17 protein-coding genes are annotated in these 17,093 nt (G+C 53.0%); 5 read left to right on the top strand and 12 right to left on the bottom strand.

Going from position 1 to position 17,093, the window contains the following annotated elements:
* The first annotated feature begins 49 nt into the window (after nt 1–49).
* Nucleotides 50–1,057: a 6-phosphofructokinase gene (locus HMF8227_RS07895; RefSeq protein WP_109339665.1), complete on the top strand. Its 1,008-nt coding sequence runs from the start codon at nt 50–52 to the stop codon at nt 1,055–1,057.
* A gap of 5 nt (nt 1,058–1,062) precedes the next feature.
* On the opposite strand, the gene HMF8227_RS07900 is transcribed toward HMF8227_RS07895, so the two are convergent.
* From HMF8227_RS07900 to HMF8227_RS07915, 4 genes are all read right to left on the bottom strand, one after another.
* Nucleotides 1,063–1,881 carry a LytR/AlgR family response regulator transcription factor gene (locus HMF8227_RS07900; protein WP_109339666.1) on the bottom strand — a complete coding sequence of 273 codons (819 nt, stop codon included), beginning with the start codon at nt 1,879–1,881 and terminating at the stop codon, nt 1,063–1,065.
* Nucleotides 1,871–2,950 carry a sensor histidine kinase gene (locus tag HMF8227_RS07905; protein WP_109339667.1) on the bottom strand — a complete coding sequence of 360 codons (1,080 nt, stop codon included), beginning with the start codon at nt 2,948–2,950 and terminating at the stop codon, nt 1,871–1,873. The genes HMF8227_RS07900 and HMF8227_RS07905 overlap by 11 nt, the downstream gene beginning before the upstream one ends.
* 111 nt (nt 2,951–3,061) lie before the next feature.
* Nucleotides 3,062–3,523, bottom strand: coding sequence for an Mpo1 family 2-hydroxy fatty acid dioxygenase (locus tag HMF8227_RS07910; protein WP_109339668.1), 462 nt, complete (start codon nt 3,521–3,523; stop codon nt 3,062–3,064).
* A 30-nt stretch (nt 3,524–3,553) separates the two neighbouring features.
* Entirely contained in the window at nt 3,554–4,243 is a 690-nt protein-coding gene (locus tag HMF8227_RS07915) for a PilZ domain-containing protein (protein ID WP_109339669.1), read from the bottom strand.
* 75 nt (nt 4,244–4,318) lie between these two features.
* Between HMF8227_RS07915 and HMF8227_RS07920 the strand changes: the two genes are divergently transcribed.
* The gene (locus HMF8227_RS07920; RefSeq protein ID WP_109339670.1) at nt 4,319–6,118 is read left to right on the top strand and encodes a M61 family metallopeptidase; all 1,800 of its coding nucleotides are present in this window, start codon (nt 4,319–4,321) and stop codon (nt 6,116–6,118) included.
* 219 nt (nt 6,119–6,337) lie between these two features.
* The gene (locus HMF8227_RS07925) at nt 6,338–6,763 is read left to right on the top strand and encodes a hypothetical protein (RefSeq protein ID WP_109339671.1); all 426 of its coding nucleotides are present in this window, start codon (nt 6,338–6,340) and stop codon (nt 6,761–6,763) included.
* 117 nt (nt 6,764–6,880) lie between these two features.
* On the opposite strand, the gene HMF8227_RS07930 is transcribed toward HMF8227_RS07925, so the two are convergent.
* Both HMF8227_RS07930 and yejK read right to left on the bottom strand, forming a co-directional pair.
* Nucleotides 6,881–7,762 (bottom strand): 6-carboxytetrahydropterin synthase, encoded by an 882-nt coding sequence (locus tag HMF8227_RS07930; RefSeq protein ID WP_109339672.1) that lies wholly within the window; start codon nt 7,760–7,762, stop codon nt 6,881–6,883.
* A 212-nt stretch (nt 7,763–7,974) separates the two neighbouring features.
* Entirely contained in the window at nt 7,975–8,982 is a 1,008-nt protein-coding gene (gene yejK / locus HMF8227_RS07935; RefSeq protein ID WP_109339673.1) for a nucleoid-associated protein YejK, read from the bottom strand.
* Between the two features lie 95 nt (nt 8,983–9,077).
* Here yejK and HMF8227_RS07940 point away from each other — a divergent pair, with 95 nt between their 5' ends.
* On the top strand, nt 9,078–9,317 hold the full coding sequence (locus HMF8227_RS07940) for a YejL family protein (RefSeq protein ID WP_109339674.1): 240 nt from the start codon (nt 9,078–9,080) through the stop codon (nt 9,315–9,317).
* Between the two features lie 6 nt (nt 9,318–9,323).
* Entirely contained in the window at nt 9,324–10,853 is a 1,530-nt protein-coding gene (locus tag HMF8227_RS07945; RefSeq protein WP_109339675.1) for a DUF3413 domain-containing protein, read from the top strand.
* A gap of 20 nt (nt 10,854–10,873) precedes the next feature.
* On the opposite strand, the gene gmhB is transcribed toward HMF8227_RS07945, so the two are convergent.
* From gmhB to HMF8227_RS07975, 6 genes are read right to left on the bottom strand one after another with little or no spacing between them, the layout of a single operon-like run.
* Complete coding sequence (gene gmhB / locus HMF8227_RS07950; protein ID WP_109339676.1) at nt 10,874–11,407, bottom strand: D-glycero-beta-D-manno-heptose 1,7-bisphosphate 7-phosphatase; 534 nt, start codon at nt 11,405–11,407, stop codon at nt 10,874–10,876.
* Entirely contained in the window at nt 11,408–12,169 is a 762-nt protein-coding gene (locus HMF8227_RS07955) for an SDR family oxidoreductase (RefSeq protein ID WP_109339677.1), read from the bottom strand.
* On the bottom strand, nt 12,169–13,062 hold the full coding sequence (mmsB, locus tag HMF8227_RS07960; RefSeq protein WP_109339678.1) for a 3-hydroxyisobutyrate dehydrogenase: 894 nt from the start codon (nt 13,060–13,062) through the stop codon (nt 12,169–12,171). The genes HMF8227_RS07955 and mmsB overlap by 1 nt, the downstream gene beginning before the upstream one ends.
* 3 nt (nt 13,063–13,065) lie before the next feature.
* Nucleotides 13,066–14,196, bottom strand: a complete 1,131-nt coding sequence (locus tag HMF8227_RS07965; protein WP_109339679.1) for an enoyl-CoA hydratase/isomerase family protein — start codon at nt 14,194–14,196, stop codon at nt 13,066–13,068.
* A gap of 8 nt (nt 14,197–14,204) precedes the next feature.
* Complete coding sequence (locus HMF8227_RS07970) at nt 14,205–15,362, bottom strand: acyl-CoA dehydrogenase family protein (RefSeq protein WP_109339680.1); 1,158 nt, start codon at nt 15,360–15,362, stop codon at nt 14,205–14,207.
* Between the two features lie 12 nt (nt 15,363–15,374).
* On the bottom strand, nt 15,375–16,865 hold the full coding sequence (locus HMF8227_RS07975) for a CoA-acylating methylmalonate-semialdehyde dehydrogenase (protein WP_109339681.1): 1,491 nt from the start codon (nt 16,863–16,865) through the stop codon (nt 15,375–15,377).
* Nucleotides 16,866–17,093: the final 228 nt, after the last annotated feature.

Below are 17,093 nucleotides of genomic sequence, written 5' to 3' on the forward strand. Positions count from 1 at the left end.
TGTAACCTAAACGAAGCAAAGCTTCATTTTGTTTACTCCAGGAGTTGCTATGGGCATTAAAACCATCGCCGTGCTCACCTCGGGCGGGGACGCCCCCGGTATGAACGCCGCTATTCGGGCCGTGGTGCTGGCCGGCCACCATTACAACCTCAACGTATTAGGTTACCAGCACGGCTATATCGGCCTGATGGAACAAGAGTACCAGCCTCTAACACCAGGCGATGTGTATAACATCATTCAACGCGGAGGCACCCTGTTAAAAAGCGCCCGCTGCGAACCCTTCAAGACCGAAGCGGGGGCGCAGCAGGCGGCCGACAATCTTCAGCAGGCTGGGGTGGATGCCTTAATCGTGATTGGTGGCGATGGTTCCTTCCGTGGTGCGGAACACTTAAGCCATTTCTGGGACGGTCAGGTTATCGGCCTGCCGGGGACCATCGACAATGACGTTTTTGGAACCGACGCCACTATCGGCTACTACACGGCTATTGATACTGCACTGGAGAATATTGATCGGGTACGGGACACCGCCGATGCCTTTGAACGGATTTTTCTGATTGAAGTGATGGGCCGTCATGCCGGCTTTATTGGCCTAAGTGCCGCAGTAGGCTCTGGCGCCGAACAGGTGCTGTTACCCGAACTGTGCGAACAGGAACAAATCGACATTGACGCCCTCACCCGCCATATCCAAAAGGCGCAGAAAATTCGTGGTAAATGCAGTTATATCGTTATCGTGTCAGAGAATCTTTGGCCGGGCGGCGCCAATGCACTGGCCGAAGATCTCAACCGGCGCACCGGCATTGAGTGCCGCCCGGTTATTCTGGGCCATGTTCAGCGAGGCGGCTCACCGGTGAGTCTGGATCGTATGTTAGCTTCCAAGCTGGGAGCCTATGCCGTCGAGGCCGCATTGGCAGGTAAAAGTGGCATTATGCTGGGCGAACAAAATGCCAAAGTTTGCGAAGTGCCCCTGGCACAAACCTGGAGTCAACGAAAGCCATTGGATCCCTATCTGGTGCGCATTCAAACTGAGATGTTTGATCTGCTGTCTACCGAGGCTTAGCTGGCTTAACGACCAATCAGGCTCTTTACGCGATCGCGATGGCTGCGGGAAACTTTTAATTCCGTGCCATTGCTAAGCACCAGATGGTATTCGCCACTGACATGACTCACCAGTTTTGACACGTAGCGGATATTCACAATAGCCGAGCGATGGACCCGTACAAAGGTACGTGGGTCCAACTCCTGCTCCAACTCTTTCATGGTCTTTCGCATAATATGGGTGCCATCGGTGGTATGCACACACATGTAGTCGCCGGCAGCATCAACCCATTGCACCTGCTTGACCGGCACCCGGGTCGTCTCACTGCCATCCTTAATGGCGAGGATCTCAGGGTACGGATTAAGTGGTTCACCTTCCGCCAGCCGATGCAGAATAGCTTCGCAATCATCGCCCGTCATCTCCGCTACTAACTCGGCTAGGCGCTGAGTATGATGACTCTCACCCAGTTCGCTCATCCGCTGACGCACCTTATCGACCGCGGCCTGCAACCGCCCTTCTTCGATGGGCTTTAGCAGATAATCCAGCGCGTGCACCTCAAATGCCTTAATGGCGTAGGAGTCGTAGGCGGTGACAAACACCACCAGTGGCAGCTTGCCCTGAACGGATTGTAGTGACTGCAGTACCTGAAACCCATTGAGTCCCGGCATCTGAATATCTAAAAACATCAGATCCGGACGATATTTATGAATCGCTTCAATCGCCTGATGACCATTCTGACACTCCGCCACCAGCTCAATGTCATCAAAGTCGCTCAGCCTGACTGCCAGCCCCCGTCGGGCCAGAGGCTCATCGTCCACAATCAACGTCTTAATGCTATTTGCCATCTTGGTCCACCTGGAAAGGAATACGAATGCTCACACGCACCCCGGAAGGTTCGTTATGAGAGACGGTAAAAGAAAAATTATTATCATACAGTGACTGCAATCGCTCGCGGATATTCGGCAAACCTACCCCGTGATTGCGTCGCAACATGCCATTTTGAATATCGGCGCCAGGGCCGTTGTCCGCAACCTCGATCAATAAATCCTGCCCGAACTGCTTACTGCTAATGCTGATCATGCCGCCCTGCTCGGTTTTAGCGATGGCGTATTTAATCGCATTTTCAATCAAAGGCTGAAGAATCAGGCTGGGCACCAACGCCTGCCGGGTCTTGTCAGCAATATCCCATTGTACGGTCAGACGATCTTCAAAGCGCACTTTCTCAATGGCCAGATACAGATCCAAAGCCTGGATCTCTTGATCCAGCGGCACTTTTTTGATCGGATCTTTATCCAGCGAATAACGCAGAAAATCACTCAGACGCGACACCATGCCATTGGCGGTCTTGGTTTCGCCCACCAGCACCAGAGTAGATATGGCATTGAGAGTGTTAAATAGAAAATGAGGATTGAGCTGATAACGCAGCATCTTTAAATGCGCCTGGTGCGCCATAGTGGTGGCTTTCAGAGCGTTTTGCTTTTCCTGCTGCAGCAGGCGGTAATATTTGATGCCAAAATACAGGCCACTCCAACACAGGATCACCGTAAAGGAGTGCACAATATTGCTAAAATAATACACCCACTCGTCAGGACGATAACCGTGCTTGTAGATCTCCCAATAATTGATGTTACGCAGCACCGCCCAGATCACCGCAGCGATATAGGCCGCCAGCAGTGCCACCAACACCATACGCCAGGGCTCAAGCCGCCAGACCCGACGATACACGTATCGCAGTGGAATGGTAATCAACCAGCCGGTATAGACGTTGAGCATGATCACAAACAGCCAGACACTGCGCATGTCATGCAAGAAGGAGCCGAAATAGTAGATCAGTCCAAAGCCAAGCCAGCCTGCCGTATGACAGACCCAGAACTGGCGTTCGGTGCTTTCAAAGAGTCGTTGCCAGAAATTCAAAATACACGATTTGGATAATTAGACATAACGATGTGGATTATAAGACAATCCAGCCTGATTTGGCGCGCCTGGTCGCAACCAAGCGCTACTCAACGCATCCGTTGTCGGAGCCTAATAAGAAATGTTCAAACGCTTCAGAAAATGGCACCACCACCAGGCTGGCCCCACCAACAAAAACTGAAGGTCTTTAAAGAACGATGGCTTCTTACCCTCGATCTTATGGCCCACAAACTGCAGAATCCACATTATCACAAACAGCGCCAGACAGAACTGCCACACGCTGATGTTAAAATAAACCAGTAGCTCAATCGCAACCCAGGAGATTGCCGATAGCAATGTCATGGCCGCGCCGATGGGGCCGGATAGGCGAAAGTAATAAAATAACACCGGAATCAGCACCACATGGGCCCAGTTGGCCCCAAATTGAGCCAACCATTGGGGCGCGGGAATAGACCAGACTAACCCCAGGGTCACAAAGTAAATGGACGGCACCGCCACAAAGTGAATCATCACGTTAGTTTTGTTGGTGTGGCTGTCGCCGTACTCGGCCAGCAACTTATCAATTCGTCTCATACTTCCTCCAGGCCCTGTGAGTCAGGGTGGCTATATTGTTATTAGAGTGTCAGCCAAAAGTGCCTGAATGGCGCGCTGATTGTTTTCGTTTTTTTCGTCAAAGCGAATACCGAAGTAACTCAGGGTATCATCGGCTTTATAATTGACCACCTGGCCCTGGATCTCAACCGCTTTCTCAGCCGTTCCCTTTAGCCGCAGGCTCACCTTCTTGTCCATCATCTCCTTCCCTAAACCGGAATCCCGCCCCAGAGTGACCTGACATCCGTGGCGAGACAGATCCCTCAAGCTCCCCTCTCCGAAGGGCTTACTACCATCGGATAACGTCACCGAGGAGTGCACCCGGTAGCGCTGGTCAGAACGCAGGTTACGGGATTCTAACTGGTCCGGATAATCGATAAAGATCAGTCGCGAGGGCTTGGTTAAAACAAGCTTTATAGTGCTTTCAAAGGCGATGATCTCTCCAGCTTCGTCCTCAATCAACGAGCGGAAAATTACTTCGTTATCGGTATAAAAGGCGTCACGCATATTATGCCAACGGGCCGGGTCCGTGACTCTGACAATTAAACAACGTGGCTCATCCAGACCAACAAAATCGGCCCTGACCCTGTGAGTATTCACCGGCGAATTGACCTGCAATTCCACCCTTACTCCGGTTCTCAAAGCTCTGAGCTTTCTGCTCTGCTCTTCATCCAGTTGTTCTCGATGGATTTGGTTTGCCATAACCAACCTGTGTTTTTTCCGTATCCGGCTGTGGTTTTGTTAATATACTATCAAAGTCATTGATTAGCTTAGTTTATGTCACACAGCCTTCATTACCAGATTCGTTTCGACGATAAGAATCACCATTGCTATAACGTACAGCTATCAGTGCCCGCACATTCGGGCACCAAAATGATTCTCTCGCTCCCTGCCTGGATCCCCGGTTCCTATATGATCCGCGACTTTGCTAAAAATATTGTCCAGCTCAACGCAAACGATGACGCCGGCGAGGCCCTGGATGTGATCGCTCTGGACAAACAGCGCTGGCAAGTGATGAGTTCAGGGCAGGCTTTTACGCTGGAGTATCAGGTGTACGCCTTCGATACTTCGGTCCGTACCGCCTATCTGGACAACGAGCGGGCGTTTTTTAATGGCACCTCACTATTTTTGCAGGTTGAAGGCTTCGAAGACCAGCCTCACCGAGTCACAGTGGATGGTCAGAGCGCAGGAGCTGGCTGGAAAGTCGCCACCGGACTGCCCCGGCTACCGGGCACCGATAAATACGATTTTGGTGACTATCAGGCCGACAATTATGCCCATCTCATCGACTGCCCGATGGAAATCAGTGATTTTGATGCCATCGAATTTAGCGTATTCGGTGTGCCACATCATATGATCTTAAGTGGCCGCCACTACGCCGATAAAGACCGGCTCGCCAAAGACGTGACCAAATTGTGTGAGCATCACATTCGCCTGTTCAGTGGCAAGCAAGCGCCCCAAGCCCCTTTTGACGAGTACTGGTTTTTAACCAATATCCTGCCACAAAGCTTTGGCGGGCTGGAGCATAAAAACTCCACCGCCCTGCTGTGCTCCACTTTCGATTTTCCTAACCCCAATAAGCCGGAGGAAACCTCTGACAATTACCAGACTCTGCTGAGCCTGATCGCCCACGAATACTTCCACGCCTGGAATGTGTGCCGCATCAAGCCCAAGGAATTTATCCCCTATCAATTGGATCAGGAAAGTCATACCGAGCAGCTATGGGCGTATGAGGGCTTCACCTCCTACTACGACGATTTCAGCCTCTATCGCGCGGGCATTATCGGCTTTGAAGACTATCTGAAGCTGCTCAGCAAGACACTGACCCGGGTGTTCCGCGGCCAGGGCGAAACCAAGCAGAGTGTGACCCAATCAAGCTTTTACGCCTGGACCAAGTTTTATAAACAGGCCGAGGACGCGCCGGACAATATCGTCAGCTACTACACTAAGGGCGCCATGATTGCCCTGTGGCTGGATCTCAGTTTACGGCTGGAGTCGCAAGGCACTATCAGCATGGATGACATGATGCGCGGTCTGTGGCGCGAGTTCGGTCAAAAAGGCGTAGGCACCGCGCCGCAGGACTTCATCGATATGGTACGTTCGCTGGCTGGCGATAAGCTCGCTAAAGAGCTGACAGAACTGCTTTACCAGGCAGAGCGTTTGGACCTTACGGCGCTGTTAGGCAAAGTCGGCGTTAAACTGCAAAAACTGCGCGCCAGCCTGACCAGTCCCACCACCATCGACGAGCAGCGCCGCTGCCATCCGGGCTTTACCTTTAAGCCTCATGCCAAGGGGCTGGAGGTGACTACGGTGGCCGAAGGCTCACCGGCAGCGCTGGCGGGCATCAATGCCGAAGATGTGATCATAGCCGTGGATACCATGGCCGTCAGCACCGACAACCTGGCTTTGGTGCTGGACCACCAGCCACAGGATGCCAGCATCCCCGTGCACCTGTTCAGAGACAATGTACTGAAACAGATGAACCTGGTACTCAGCCAAACCCCGCCCAACGCCATTGCACTGGAGGCCAAAGACCCGGCACTGGCGAACCTCTGGCAGCAGGTTATTGAGGAGTAGTAAGATAACAGGCTGGGTCCACCGGCCTGTTTTTTCAAAGGGTTACATTTATTAATTCCTTGCCCCGCACGCGGCATTTCATTAGGGTCTGATTTATAGGAGTTTTTTCAGCTTTTTGTACATCGGTTACATATGCTCACCTCTACCTCTATAAGGTAGACAACTTGCAAGGTCATACTAATAAGCTGTTATGCAGCACTCGATATCGGTGAATAATTGATGTTAGAAATTGAATTATTTGAAAAAATTAAATCTGGTGAAATTACTTCAACGAAAGAGTTTCGAGTCATGCAAATTAGGCGTGGAACGGATGATTGGAAGAAAGATAAAACGTTCTGGGCTATTCTATGTCTTCTTGAAGCTGGATATATAACAGGCGACCGCATTATCGGGGACCAAAATGGGAACTATGAATCCTTAAAAGTTACTTCCAGTGGATTGGAAATATATAAATTTATGAAAACCCCTATTAGTGATTTCGGTAAGCCTACATTTTTGGAAATCTGCAAAAATGGCATCATTAGTGCCTTTGCTGGGAAAATTATATGGTGGCTAGTAGCAACGGCTATCATAATAGCAATACCATCATTTAATGAAAAAGCTCGGGCTATGGTTACAAGTATCTATCAAAGCCTATTTGGCTGAAAGCCGCATAACAAGTGCCTTAAACAATGGACGCAAAACGCTTGGCTTGCGCTCATTCTTCGCTAATTTTAGCCAAGCATTTTCCGCCTTTTAGGCGAGCGTTAAGCTTTATCCCGCTCAGGCGCTGGCAATCGCACCTTTACCCACGCCTTCGTAGGCCATCACCTGGTAGGTGGATTCGGGGTTTAGGCGTTTGTGCTCATCGGCCATAAACTGGGCCAGACACTCCACTGTAGAGTCGGTCTCCACAATCTCGGTTTCCCGCATCGGGATCACCAGCTCAAACAAGCCCTGTGAGGCTTCGTAGGCAAAACCATAGTGCTCGTCCAGATCCAACTGACAGGCCTTGGGCGACAGGTGCAGCTCACCGGGTTTTACCAGATCTTCCCGGGTGCCGATATAAATATCCTGCCAGCGCTCGGCCCAGTAGCACTGTAAATCCGGCGCATGATGCTCATCGCGCCATACATCCACCTTGGAGCGGTGACCATGGGCGATACGCTGGCAATTGCCGTCGTGCTTTTTCAGGCCATGAGTATAGTGATAATAAGGCGTGCGCAGCTCTTCGGTGCGCAGCTCCAGCGTTAAGCCTTCAACATTATCCGGCAGATGGGTGGCGATAATATCGCGCAAATAGTCGCGCACCGAGTCCATGGTCACTTCTTCAGCGTACACAAAGGCGTAGGCCTCTGGCGGACAATACAAATGGATGGAGCGGCCCTCGGGGCGATGAAAGTCCACCGTCACCTGCTCGGTCTGCGGGTGGTGACGAATCTCGGTATAGGAATGTTCGGCCGGCACCAACAGCTTGTGATCCACATAATCGTCGATCAGCCGTTTCAGCTGCTTTTTCACCTTACCAAAATCCAACACCATGGATTCGTCGTTTAAGGCGCCGTCCAGAATAACGTCGACGATCCAACTTTCTCCCACCATGCCCCGCTCGGGGCAAAGATAAGAAAAGTCCATCACCGTCAAATCGTTAACAAATAATTGCATGTTGCTCGCTATCTTTAATTTCTAAGGCGTATTATACATGGAGCCGACGGCAGAGGGCATAAAATTGTGCTGGATGCGCCTGACTCTGAACAACCAAGGACACCATTAAGCAGACCCTGTGAGGCAGGACGCCGAAGAGGAGCCTACAGGGAGGTATTCACGGCGTGTCTGCGTAGGGTGTCCTTGGTTGCTGTCGGGGTTAAAGTCCGGCTTTACCCTTCCCGGCTTAGCTGATCTTTTAAGTTAGGCGGAATCTCTTTGATGATCAGGGTATCGGTGGCCGCGTCATAGGTAACTCGGTTACCCAGCAGGCTGCGGTCAAAGCTGATGCTGACGCCTTTGCCCTGGCCGCTGAATTTAGCCAGGCCTTTAAGCACACTGCGATCGGCCTGAAAACTTTCTTCCACCGGCTGCTCATCCTGCTGCACAAAGCTGTAAAAATCCCGCTCGCTGTCCGGCCTTGCCAGACGTTCGGACAGATCCTTAACCGCGATATCCTCTCCTGCTTCCAGCTTCTCCTTGTAATACTCGGCCACCTGCTGACGGCTTTGCTGTTTTTCTTCCGGCGCCAGTTGTTCCACAGACAGGTATTCGTCCACCGAGGCGACCAGCTGCTTATTCTGCTGCTTGGTGTCCACCTCTTCCTCACAACCTAAAAAGGCCAGGAAGAAGTCCGCCACCTTGCGTCCGGCCCGCCCCTTGATAAAGCTGACGTAACGCTGGTTCTCCTTAGCTACCCGGTAGTCGGTCAGATCGATGCGTGCCGCTAACTGCATCTTGCTCAGATCCAGATGATCGCTGTAGGTCAGCTCCAGCTCCTGATTCACTTCCACATGCTGTTTGGTGTTCAGCAGCGCAATCGTCAGATAATCGGTGGCCAGGTACTGATAATGGCTGAAGATCACAAAGCCGGTTTCAATGGTGTCAAAATCCAGCAGAGTATTGCGAAACAGTTCGCCCGCCTCGATGCTGAAGCTTAAAAAATCACGCTGCTCGCTGATCCACTCATCCAACAACTCAGCAAATTTAGGATGCTCGGCATCCCCCAGACCGCCTACGCCTTTTCCGGGCTTGGCAGTATAGGTGGCATGGATCTGCTGGGCCAGAGATTCAATTTGTGGTGTCACCGATAACAGCTCATGGCGAGGCTTTAGTGCTAAGGTCTGCTGTTCGTCACTTTGCAGGCGGTGAACCACAAAGTGATTGATAATTGCGCTCATAATTCTCCAACATCTGTCATTTGGCGGGGCTTTGCCGTGGTGAAACCCGCAATCTATTGATATTATTGGCCCATTAACCGTTATCCGGAGCCACCATGCCCCAGACTTCGAAATACTCAGACAGCCAATTTGACGCCCTGACCCAGGACATTATCGGCGTACTGGAACAACATCAGGCCGGACGTGATCTGTCTTTGATGGTGCTCGGCAATCTGGTCACCCAGATTTTCAACCACCAGATCTCTGATGCTCAGCGCCAGCCACTGGCGGAGCAGTTCACTCAAACGCTGCTAAAAAGCATTCAGTCCGATAGCAAGGCCCAGCCAACGGAATAAGCCGCTATGATACTTGGAGAAACCCCGAGAAGGCAACGCGTAGCCCGACTGGTCAGTTGGGGCCATTGGTTTGCCCTGGCTAATATCCTGATCGCCATCGTCATCGCTTCGGTGTATGTGTTTAACTCCCGGGCACCGGATACCGCCTTAGGCGTTGTCTATCTGCTGTCCAACTGGTTCAGCCATATCGCCTTTTTGACCTTTATCGGCTTTATCATTCTGGTATTGCCGTTTTGCTACTTGCTTCCCAATGCACGTCTGGTGAGGGCCACTGGTTCGGTGTTCGCCGCTCTGGGGCTGGCGTTACTGGCGTTCGATGCTTTGCTGTACAACAAGCACGGTATACATCTGAGCCTGAGCTCGGCCGATATTATCCGCAGCGAAACACAAGGAGCGCTGGCTTCCCTCAGCTGGCAGCAGTGGGGCTTTCTGGTGTTGTTGTTTGTGGTCTGGTTTTTGTTCCAGCTGATGGTGGCCAATGCCATCTATAAGCGTATCGAGCGACTGCAAAAACAGCGTATCAGCCTGCCGGTAGTAAGTTTTTTTGTGGCCTGTTTTGTGATCAGCCACGGGGGGCACATCTGGGCCGATGCCAAACTTTACGACCCTATCCTGCAGCAAGATGATATGTTCCCGCTGTCTTACCCAGCCACCGCCAAGACCCTGATGTCAAAATACGGCTTGCTGGATCTGCAAAGCTACCAGCGCCGTAAGGAGCTGCAGTTAGACACCAGCTTTCAGCAGGTCAATTATCCGTTAAGACCGGTGTATTGTGCGGTCAACACCAAGGCCAGAGTCGTCGTACTGGTGCGGGAACAAAGCCAGTTCCTGCCACTGCTGGATACACTGGAAGGGCTGACGCCGCAGACCGACCATTTTGATATTGCCAGCTCGCGCTCAGACAGCCGCTTTTCGGTGCTGTACGGCCTGCCGGCTCTCTACCAGCAAGCCATTGCCGAGCGGCATCCGGTGCCTTTCGATATCACGCACAACTTAGGTCTGCCGACCCGCATATACAGTGACGGTGACTTGCCCGATGGCGTCGATAATTTTCGCCGGGACTGGAATACCTTTGAACGCGCCGTTAACAGTGACGAGGCCATGCTGGCCATCGGCTTTGTGGATGATGTGGAGCTGTCCTCCTTATTAAACTCAACGCTTCTGAGCAACAGCCAGGTGATCATCACCAGCACCGCACCCGGCAAAGGAGCGCCTCTGTATACCAATATCCCGGGGTTCAGCCAGCAGGTCAGCAGTCATGAGGATTTGTTACCCACCGTTATGGATGTGCTTGAGTGCGGCGCGGATAAAAATCTGTTCAGTACCGGGCAAAGCCTGATAAGCCCTGAGCGTCAGTGGCTGATTAGTAATCATGGCAACACCCTGGTGCTGTTGGATAATCAAAGTCGGGTCGAGGTGGACAGCAAGGGGAATCATCTGATTTTTCCGCTGGGTAAAGAGCAATCGACTAATCAGGATCTGAATGTCAGCCGCCTCAGTCAGGCAATTAAGCATTTAAGCCGCTTTACCCGCTAGCACCGGATTATCGTCGAGCCTTATGCTGGTCGGGGCACCCCGGCCAGCGATTCTGCCACGAGACTGTCAGCCGGGTGCATTGTCGGCAATTCGTCCGCTCCTACTAGATACCCCGTGCCAACACCGGCCTTCGCCGCCGCTTCCATATCCGAGGGTTTGTCACCGACCATCACTGACTGGCGCAGCTCTAAGTTTAACTCTCTGGCTGCCTGTAACAGCATTCCCGGTGCGGGTTTACGGCATTCGCAGTGTTGTAAATAGGCCCCTTGCGCCTTCTGTGGGTGATGGGGACAAAAATACACCCCGGCGATCTCAACGCCCTGTTCGCGAAACTGCGCCTTCATCCAGTCGGTTAATTGCCAGAATGCGGCTTCATCGTAATAACCGCGGCCGATGCCCGACTGATTGGTCACCACTACCACTAAAAAGCCGCGCTTGGCGTAAGCGCGGCATAAATCAAAAATACCGGGGACGAATTCAAAGTCTTCGGAACGGGAGACATAGCCGTGGTCGACATTGATTATCCCGTCCCTGTCCAGCAATAACGCCTTCATCTAAACGCGTGTGCCTCCGTCCAGCTCCAGCACCCGACCGGTAAAGTAGTCGTTGTTAAAGATAAACGCGGCCGCATCAGCCACTTCCTGAGGGTCCGCTAACCGACGCAGTGGCACTGTACTTAAAAACTTCTCACGCATTTCCGGGCGCATCTGGGCGGCCATGGCGGTTTCCACAAGACCTGGCGCGATACAGCCTGAGCGAATCCCAAAGCGCGCCAGTTCCTTACCCCAGGTAACCGTCATGGCAGCAACGGCCGCCTTGGACGCCGAATAGTTGCTCTGGCCCATATTACCGGCACGGGAGACCGAGGAAATATTAATGATCACCCCCTCGCTACCGGTGTTGATCATCTGACTGGCCGCCTCACGGCCACACAGGAAGGAGCCGGTCAGATTGACATCCAATACCGACTGGAACTGGTCCTTAGACATCTTATCCACCACCTGGCCGTCTTTGACCTTCAGTAGCATGCCGTCACGCATAATACCGGCTGAGTTAATCAAACCATTAAGCTGGCCAAACTGCTCGGCAATGGCAGCAAAGGTGTCTTCCACCTGTTGCTCATCGGTCACATTGACCGCGAAACTCATCGCCTGGCCGCCATCCGCCTCGATCTGTGTCTGAGTCTCTTTCAGAGCATCCTCTTTTAGATCCAGCAGTGCCAGCTTTGCTCCGGCCTTGGCCAGTGACAGTGCCATGGCCTGTCCCAGCCCCTGAGCGGCACCGGTTACCGCAATCACTTTATTTTGAATGTCCATTACTGCTCCTTAGAGTGATTAAACATCTGAAAAATAGAGGAAAAATCTTTTCGGCCCCAGCCTTGCTGGCTGTGCATGGCATACAGACTGCGCGCCAGTGCGCCCATGGGAGTGGAGCTCTTACTGTCCACCGCGCTGTCCAGCGCCAGACCCAAGTCTTTGCACATTAGATCCACCAGAAAGCCGCCATCGTAATTGTTACTTGAGGGAACCGACTCCATCACACCCGGACAGGGATTGTACTTATCCAGCGTCCAGTTACCACCACTGGATTGAGCGATGATCTCGGAAAGCACCTTAGGATCCAGTCCCTTGGAGATACCCAGTTGTAACGCTTCTGAGGTTCCCGCCATCAGCACGGCCAGTAACATATTGTTGCAGATTTTAGCCACCTGACCGGCGCCGTGATCACCGGCATGGAAAATATTCTTACCCATGGCTTCCAGCACTGGTTTGGCGCGCGCAAACTGGCTATCACTGCCCCCGACAATAAAGGTCAGCGTGCCCGCCTGGGCACCGGCAACGCCTCCGGAGACCGGTGCGTCCACGAAATCCACCTCGTAATCGGCCAGCGCCTCAGCCACTTCCCGGGCCGTGGCCTCGTCGATGGTACTGGAATCAATCACCAGGGTTCCCTCGCCCATTGACGGCCCTATTCCCTGGTCACCCGTGTAAAGGGCACGCACATGCTGTCCTGCGGGCAACATGGACACGACCACATCGGCTCCCTTGGCAGCCGCCGGCGCCGACTCAGCCACCTTCGCGCCTTGTCCGGCCAGTTCATCGCACTGGGCCTGAACCAGGTCAAACACGGTAACTTTAAAGCCGGCCTTCAACAAATTGGTGGCCATAGGGCCACCCATATTGCCTAAACCAATAAATGCGATATTCATCGTTCACTCCTTACCCAGATTGGCCAGAGGGTGATTGTTTTCTGACCAGCGCGATACAAAATGGGCATCAACCACCTCATCGGTCACCGCCTCTATGCTGGTAAACTGCCACTGGGGCCGGTTGTCTTTATCGATCAACAAAGCCCGCACTCCTTCCTGAAACTCGCCCGACTGCCCACACTGACAGGAAATGCCCAGCTCCATGCGAAAACAGTCGGCCAGAGACTTGTCTTTGCCTTCCTGCATCTGACGATAGACGATCCGCGCCGTGGTCGGCGAACCGCTTTTTAGCGATGCCTGCGCCTTACTCAGCCATTTGTCGCCCTCACTGTCTGCCGCAAGTATCGTTTCGGCGGCCTGTTTGGCGCTGCCGCTGTTGGCAACCTCATCGATCAGTGACTGATGGGCGTCGATTTGTGACTTGGGCAAATGCGGTTCTGACTGGGTCGCATAGTTGCCGCAGATGTCGGTGAGTAGCCGGTGATTGGCATCGTGATCGTTCTGCCACTCAAGAGTCTGCATCTGTTCAAGCAGTGACTGCTTATGCTCATGGGCAATAAAATGATCGGCTAGCCTCACATGCAGCGCATCGGCGGCGTTGATATTTGCCCCGGTCAGGCCCAGGAACAGACCGCATCCGGCAGGCATCTTATTAAGGAAATAGCTGGCACCAACGTCGGGGTACAAGCCAATGGTGATCTCCGGCATCGCAATACGCGATGTTTCGGTCACCACGCGATGACTGGCACCGCTCATCAGCCCCAGACCACCCCCCATCACGATGCCATTGCCCCACAACAGGATGGGTTTAGGATACGTGTGGATCTGATAATCCACCTGATACTCATTGGTGAAAAAGTCCTCGACAGCCTCGGGCGTCTTATCGGGGTTATCACGCATAGCATTATGCATGGCCACCACATCGCCACCAGCGCAAAAGGCTTTATCGCCCTCGCCATCCAGGACTACTGCCACAATACGATCGTCATCCTGCCACTGGCTCAGAGCCTGATGCAGCCCTTGAATCATCTCCAGATTGAGGGCATTTAATGCCTTGGGCTTATTTAACGTCAGATGACCGATTAAACGGCCATCTTTCGTCTCTAATGTTTGCTGTGTTACCAGTTCCGTCACAAGTCCTCCTATAGCAGGTCACCGGCGCCCTCGGCCAATACGCGACGGCCGATGATCAGACGCATGATTTCATTGGTGCCTTCCAGAATCTGATGCACCCGCACATCCCTGACATGACGCTCCAGCGGATACTCCTGAATATAGCCGTAGCCGCCATGCAATTGCAGCGCGTCATCACACACCTTAAAGCCCACATCGGTGGCGAAGCGCTTGGCCATGGCACAATAAGCGCTGCGTTCGGGATCCTGATTATCCAGTTTAGAGGCGGCCAGGCGCACCATTTGCCGGGCGGCCACTAATTCGGTGGTCATATCGGCAATCTTAAACTGCAGCGCCTGGAACGCGGCAAGGGGTTTACCGAACTGGCTGCGCTCGTGCATATAATCGCGTGCCGTTTCCAGTGCGGCCTGAGCCGTGCCCACCGAGCAGGTGGCGATGTTGATACGCCCGCCATCCAGGCCCATCATGGCGAATTTAAAGCCTTCGCCTTCCTCACCGAGCAGGTTTTGCTTAGGAATACGTACGTCTTCGAAGGTCACCAGACGCGTGGGCTGGGCATTCCACCCCATCTTTTCCTCGGCCTTGCCATAGACAATGCCTTTCGCGTCCGCGGGCACCACGACCGCAGAAATGCCCTTAGGACCTTCCTCACCGGTACGCACCATCACCACCATGACATCAGTTTCACCGGCACCGGAAATAAACATTTTGGAACCGTTTAATACGTATTCATCGCCATCAGACTTAGCGGTGGTTTTGAGTGCCGCCGCATCAGAGCCCGAGCCGGGCTCTGTCAGGCAGTAAGATGCCAGTTTCTGGCCGCTGACCAGTGGCTCGCACCACTCGTTTTTAACCACGTCGGTGCCCCAGGTGGACAGCATCCAGGTTGCCATATTGTGGATGGTCATCATGGCCGCCGTGGCAGTACACCCCATGGCCAGCTGTTCAAAGATAATAGAAGAATCCAACCGAGGCAGGCCCAAACCGCCCACTTCCTCGGGTGAGTACAGGCCGCAAAATCCCAGCTCACCGGCTTGTTGGATCACTTCTTTCGGGAAGTAGTGTTCCTTATCCCACTTAGCCGCATTGGGCGCCAATTCTTGCATGGCAAACTGCTTGGCGGCGTCAGCAAAGGCTTTTTGATCATCGGTTAACTCAAAGTTCACTGGAAACCTCTCTTAATGCAGCGAAATGGTCATATTAGGGCCGCTGGGAATATCATCTTCAAACCAGCGGCTGGTAATGGTCTTGGTTTCGGTATAAAAGCGCACCGCCTGCTTGCCATAGGCATGCAAATCGCCGAAGAACGAGTTCTTCCAGCCTGTGAAGGAGAAGAACGGCAGCGGCACCGGAATCGGCACATTTATACCCACCTGACCCACATCGATCTCATGCTGGTACTTACGGGCCGCTGCGCCACTGGCGGTAAAGATGCTGGTGCCGTTGCCATAGGGATTACCGTTAACCAGCTCAATGGCCTCTTCCAGTGTATCCACCGCCACGCAGCACAATACCGGTCCGAAAATCTCTTCACGGTAAATGTCCATGTCGGTTTTCACATCTTTAAACACGGTGGGGCCCACCCAGTTACCCTTTTCATAACCGGGCAGACTGAATTCAGAGCCATCCACCAGGCAGGTGGCGCCCTGCTCCTTACCGGACTGGATGAGCTTTAATACCCGTTGCTTGGCCTTATCACTGATCAGCGGACCAAAACCGGCGTCCTTATCATCCCAGAGACCGGGCTTAACCTGACCTATCTTGTCGGCCAGTTCGTCGATCCACTCCTGAGACTCACCCACGAAGACGGCCACAGAAATGGCCATACAGCGCTGGCCGGCAGCGCCCACAGACGAGCCCACCAGGTTGTTTAGCACCTGGTCTTTATTGGCATCAGGCATGATCACCGAGTGGTTCTTTGCCCCGGCAAAACACTGGGCACGCTTCATATTATCGGTGGCCGTCTTGTAAATGTGTTGGCCCACTGGCACTGAGCCGACAAATGACACCGCCTGAATGTCCTCGTGGTTCAGAATATGGTCCACCTGATGGGCGCTACCGTGCACCACATTCAAAAGGCCATCGGGGGCACCCGCCTCTTTAAACAGCTCCGCCAGACGCATGGGCGTGAGCGGGTCCTGCTCTGAGGGTTTGAGGATAAAACTGTTGCCACAGGCAATGGCCAGCGGGAACATCCACAGCGGAATCATGGCCGGAAAGTTAAACGGGGTAATGCCGGCACAGACACCCAAAGGCTGGGTCATACTGTAGGTATCGATACCACGGGCGACGTTTTCCACCGTTTCACCCATCATGCTGGATGGCACATTCATGGCCTGCTCCACCACTTCGATACCGCGCCAGACATCGCCTTTGGCATCATCGAAGGTTTTACCGGCTTCTTTACTAATAAGCTCAGCCAGTTCGTCGTGATGCTCTTTTAACAGCGCCTGATAGCGCATCATCAGCCGGGCCCGCTGGGGCACGGGGACATTTCGCCATTCCTCAAAAGCCGCCTTGGCCGCAGCGATGGCCTGGTTCATTTCGTCGTCGGTGGCACAAGGCACCTGGGCGATGACTTCGCCGTTTGCAGGATTGGTAACCGGTATGGTTTGCTCGGATTGAGACGGCACCATCTGGCCGTTAATGATTAATGGGATCGGTTTCATCGCGTGACTCGCTCTGTTGTAGGGTCAGACTGTTAATTGCTTGTTATTAAGATTATCAGATAATTAACCTTGACGTTAACGTAAGGTGCCAGCAGGCGCAAGCATAAACTGACAACCTCTGTGTACACCTGAGTGTTGAAGTATAACCCCTGTATTCGGGCAAGCGATTCGATTAGAAATACATTACACTAGGTCCTATCGACGGCGGCCTTAAGTGGATTTTGAGGA

The sequence above is a fragment of the Saliniradius amylolyticus genome (genome assembly GCF_003143555.1).
Lineage (GTDB): Bacteria > Pseudomonadota > Gammaproteobacteria > Enterobacterales > Alteromonadaceae > Saliniradius > Saliniradius amylolyticus.

Coding starts and splice junctions, on each gene's coding strand:
- HMF8227_RS07895 (WP_109339665.1), top strand. CDS start 50: ATGGGCATTAAAACCATCGCCGTGCTCACCTCGGGCGGGGACGCCCCC.
- HMF8227_RS07900 (WP_109339666.1), bottom strand. CDS start 1,881: ATGGCAAATAGCATTAAGACGTTGATTGTGGACGATGAGCCTCTGGCC.
- HMF8227_RS07910 (WP_109339668.1), bottom strand. CDS start 3,523: ATGAGACGAATTGATAAGTTGCTGGCCGAGTACGGCGACAGCCACACC.
- HMF8227_RS07915 (WP_109339669.1), bottom strand. CDS start 4,243: ATGGCAAACCAAATCCATCGAGAACAACTGGATGAAGAGCAGAGCAGA.
- HMF8227_RS07920 (WP_109339670.1), top strand. CDS start 4,319: ATGTCACACAGCCTTCATTACCAGATTCGTTTCGACGATAAGAATCAC.
- HMF8227_RS07925 (WP_109339671.1), top strand. CDS start 6,338: ATGTTAGAAATTGAATTATTTGAAAAAATTAAATCTGGTGAAATTACT.
- HMF8227_RS07930 (WP_109339672.1), bottom strand. CDS start 7,762: ATGCAATTATTTGTTAACGATTTGACGGTGATGGACTTTTCTTATCTT.
- yejK (WP_109339673.1), bottom strand. CDS start 8,982: ATGAGCGCAATTATCAATCACTTTGTGGTTCACCGCCTGCAAAGTGAC.
- HMF8227_RS07940 (WP_109339674.1), top strand. CDS start 9,078: ATGCCCCAGACTTCGAAATACTCAGACAGCCAATTTGACGCCCTGACC.
- HMF8227_RS07945 (WP_109339675.1), top strand. CDS start 9,324: ATGATACTTGGAGAAACCCCGAGAAGGCAACGCGTAGCCCGACTGGTC.
- gmhB (WP_109339676.1), bottom strand. CDS start 11,407: ATGAAGGCGTTATTGCTGGACAGGGACGGGATAATCAATGTCGACCAC.
- HMF8227_RS07955 (WP_109339677.1), bottom strand. CDS start 12,169: ATGGACATTCAAAATAAAGTGATTGCGGTAACCGGTGCCGCTCAGGGG.
- mmsB (WP_109339678.1), bottom strand. CDS start 13,062: ATGAATATCGCATTTATTGGTTTAGGCAATATGGGTGGCCCTATGGCC.
- HMF8227_RS07975 (WP_109339681.1), bottom strand. CDS start 16,865: ATGAAACCGATCCCATTAATCATTAACGGCCAGATGGTGCCGTCTCAA.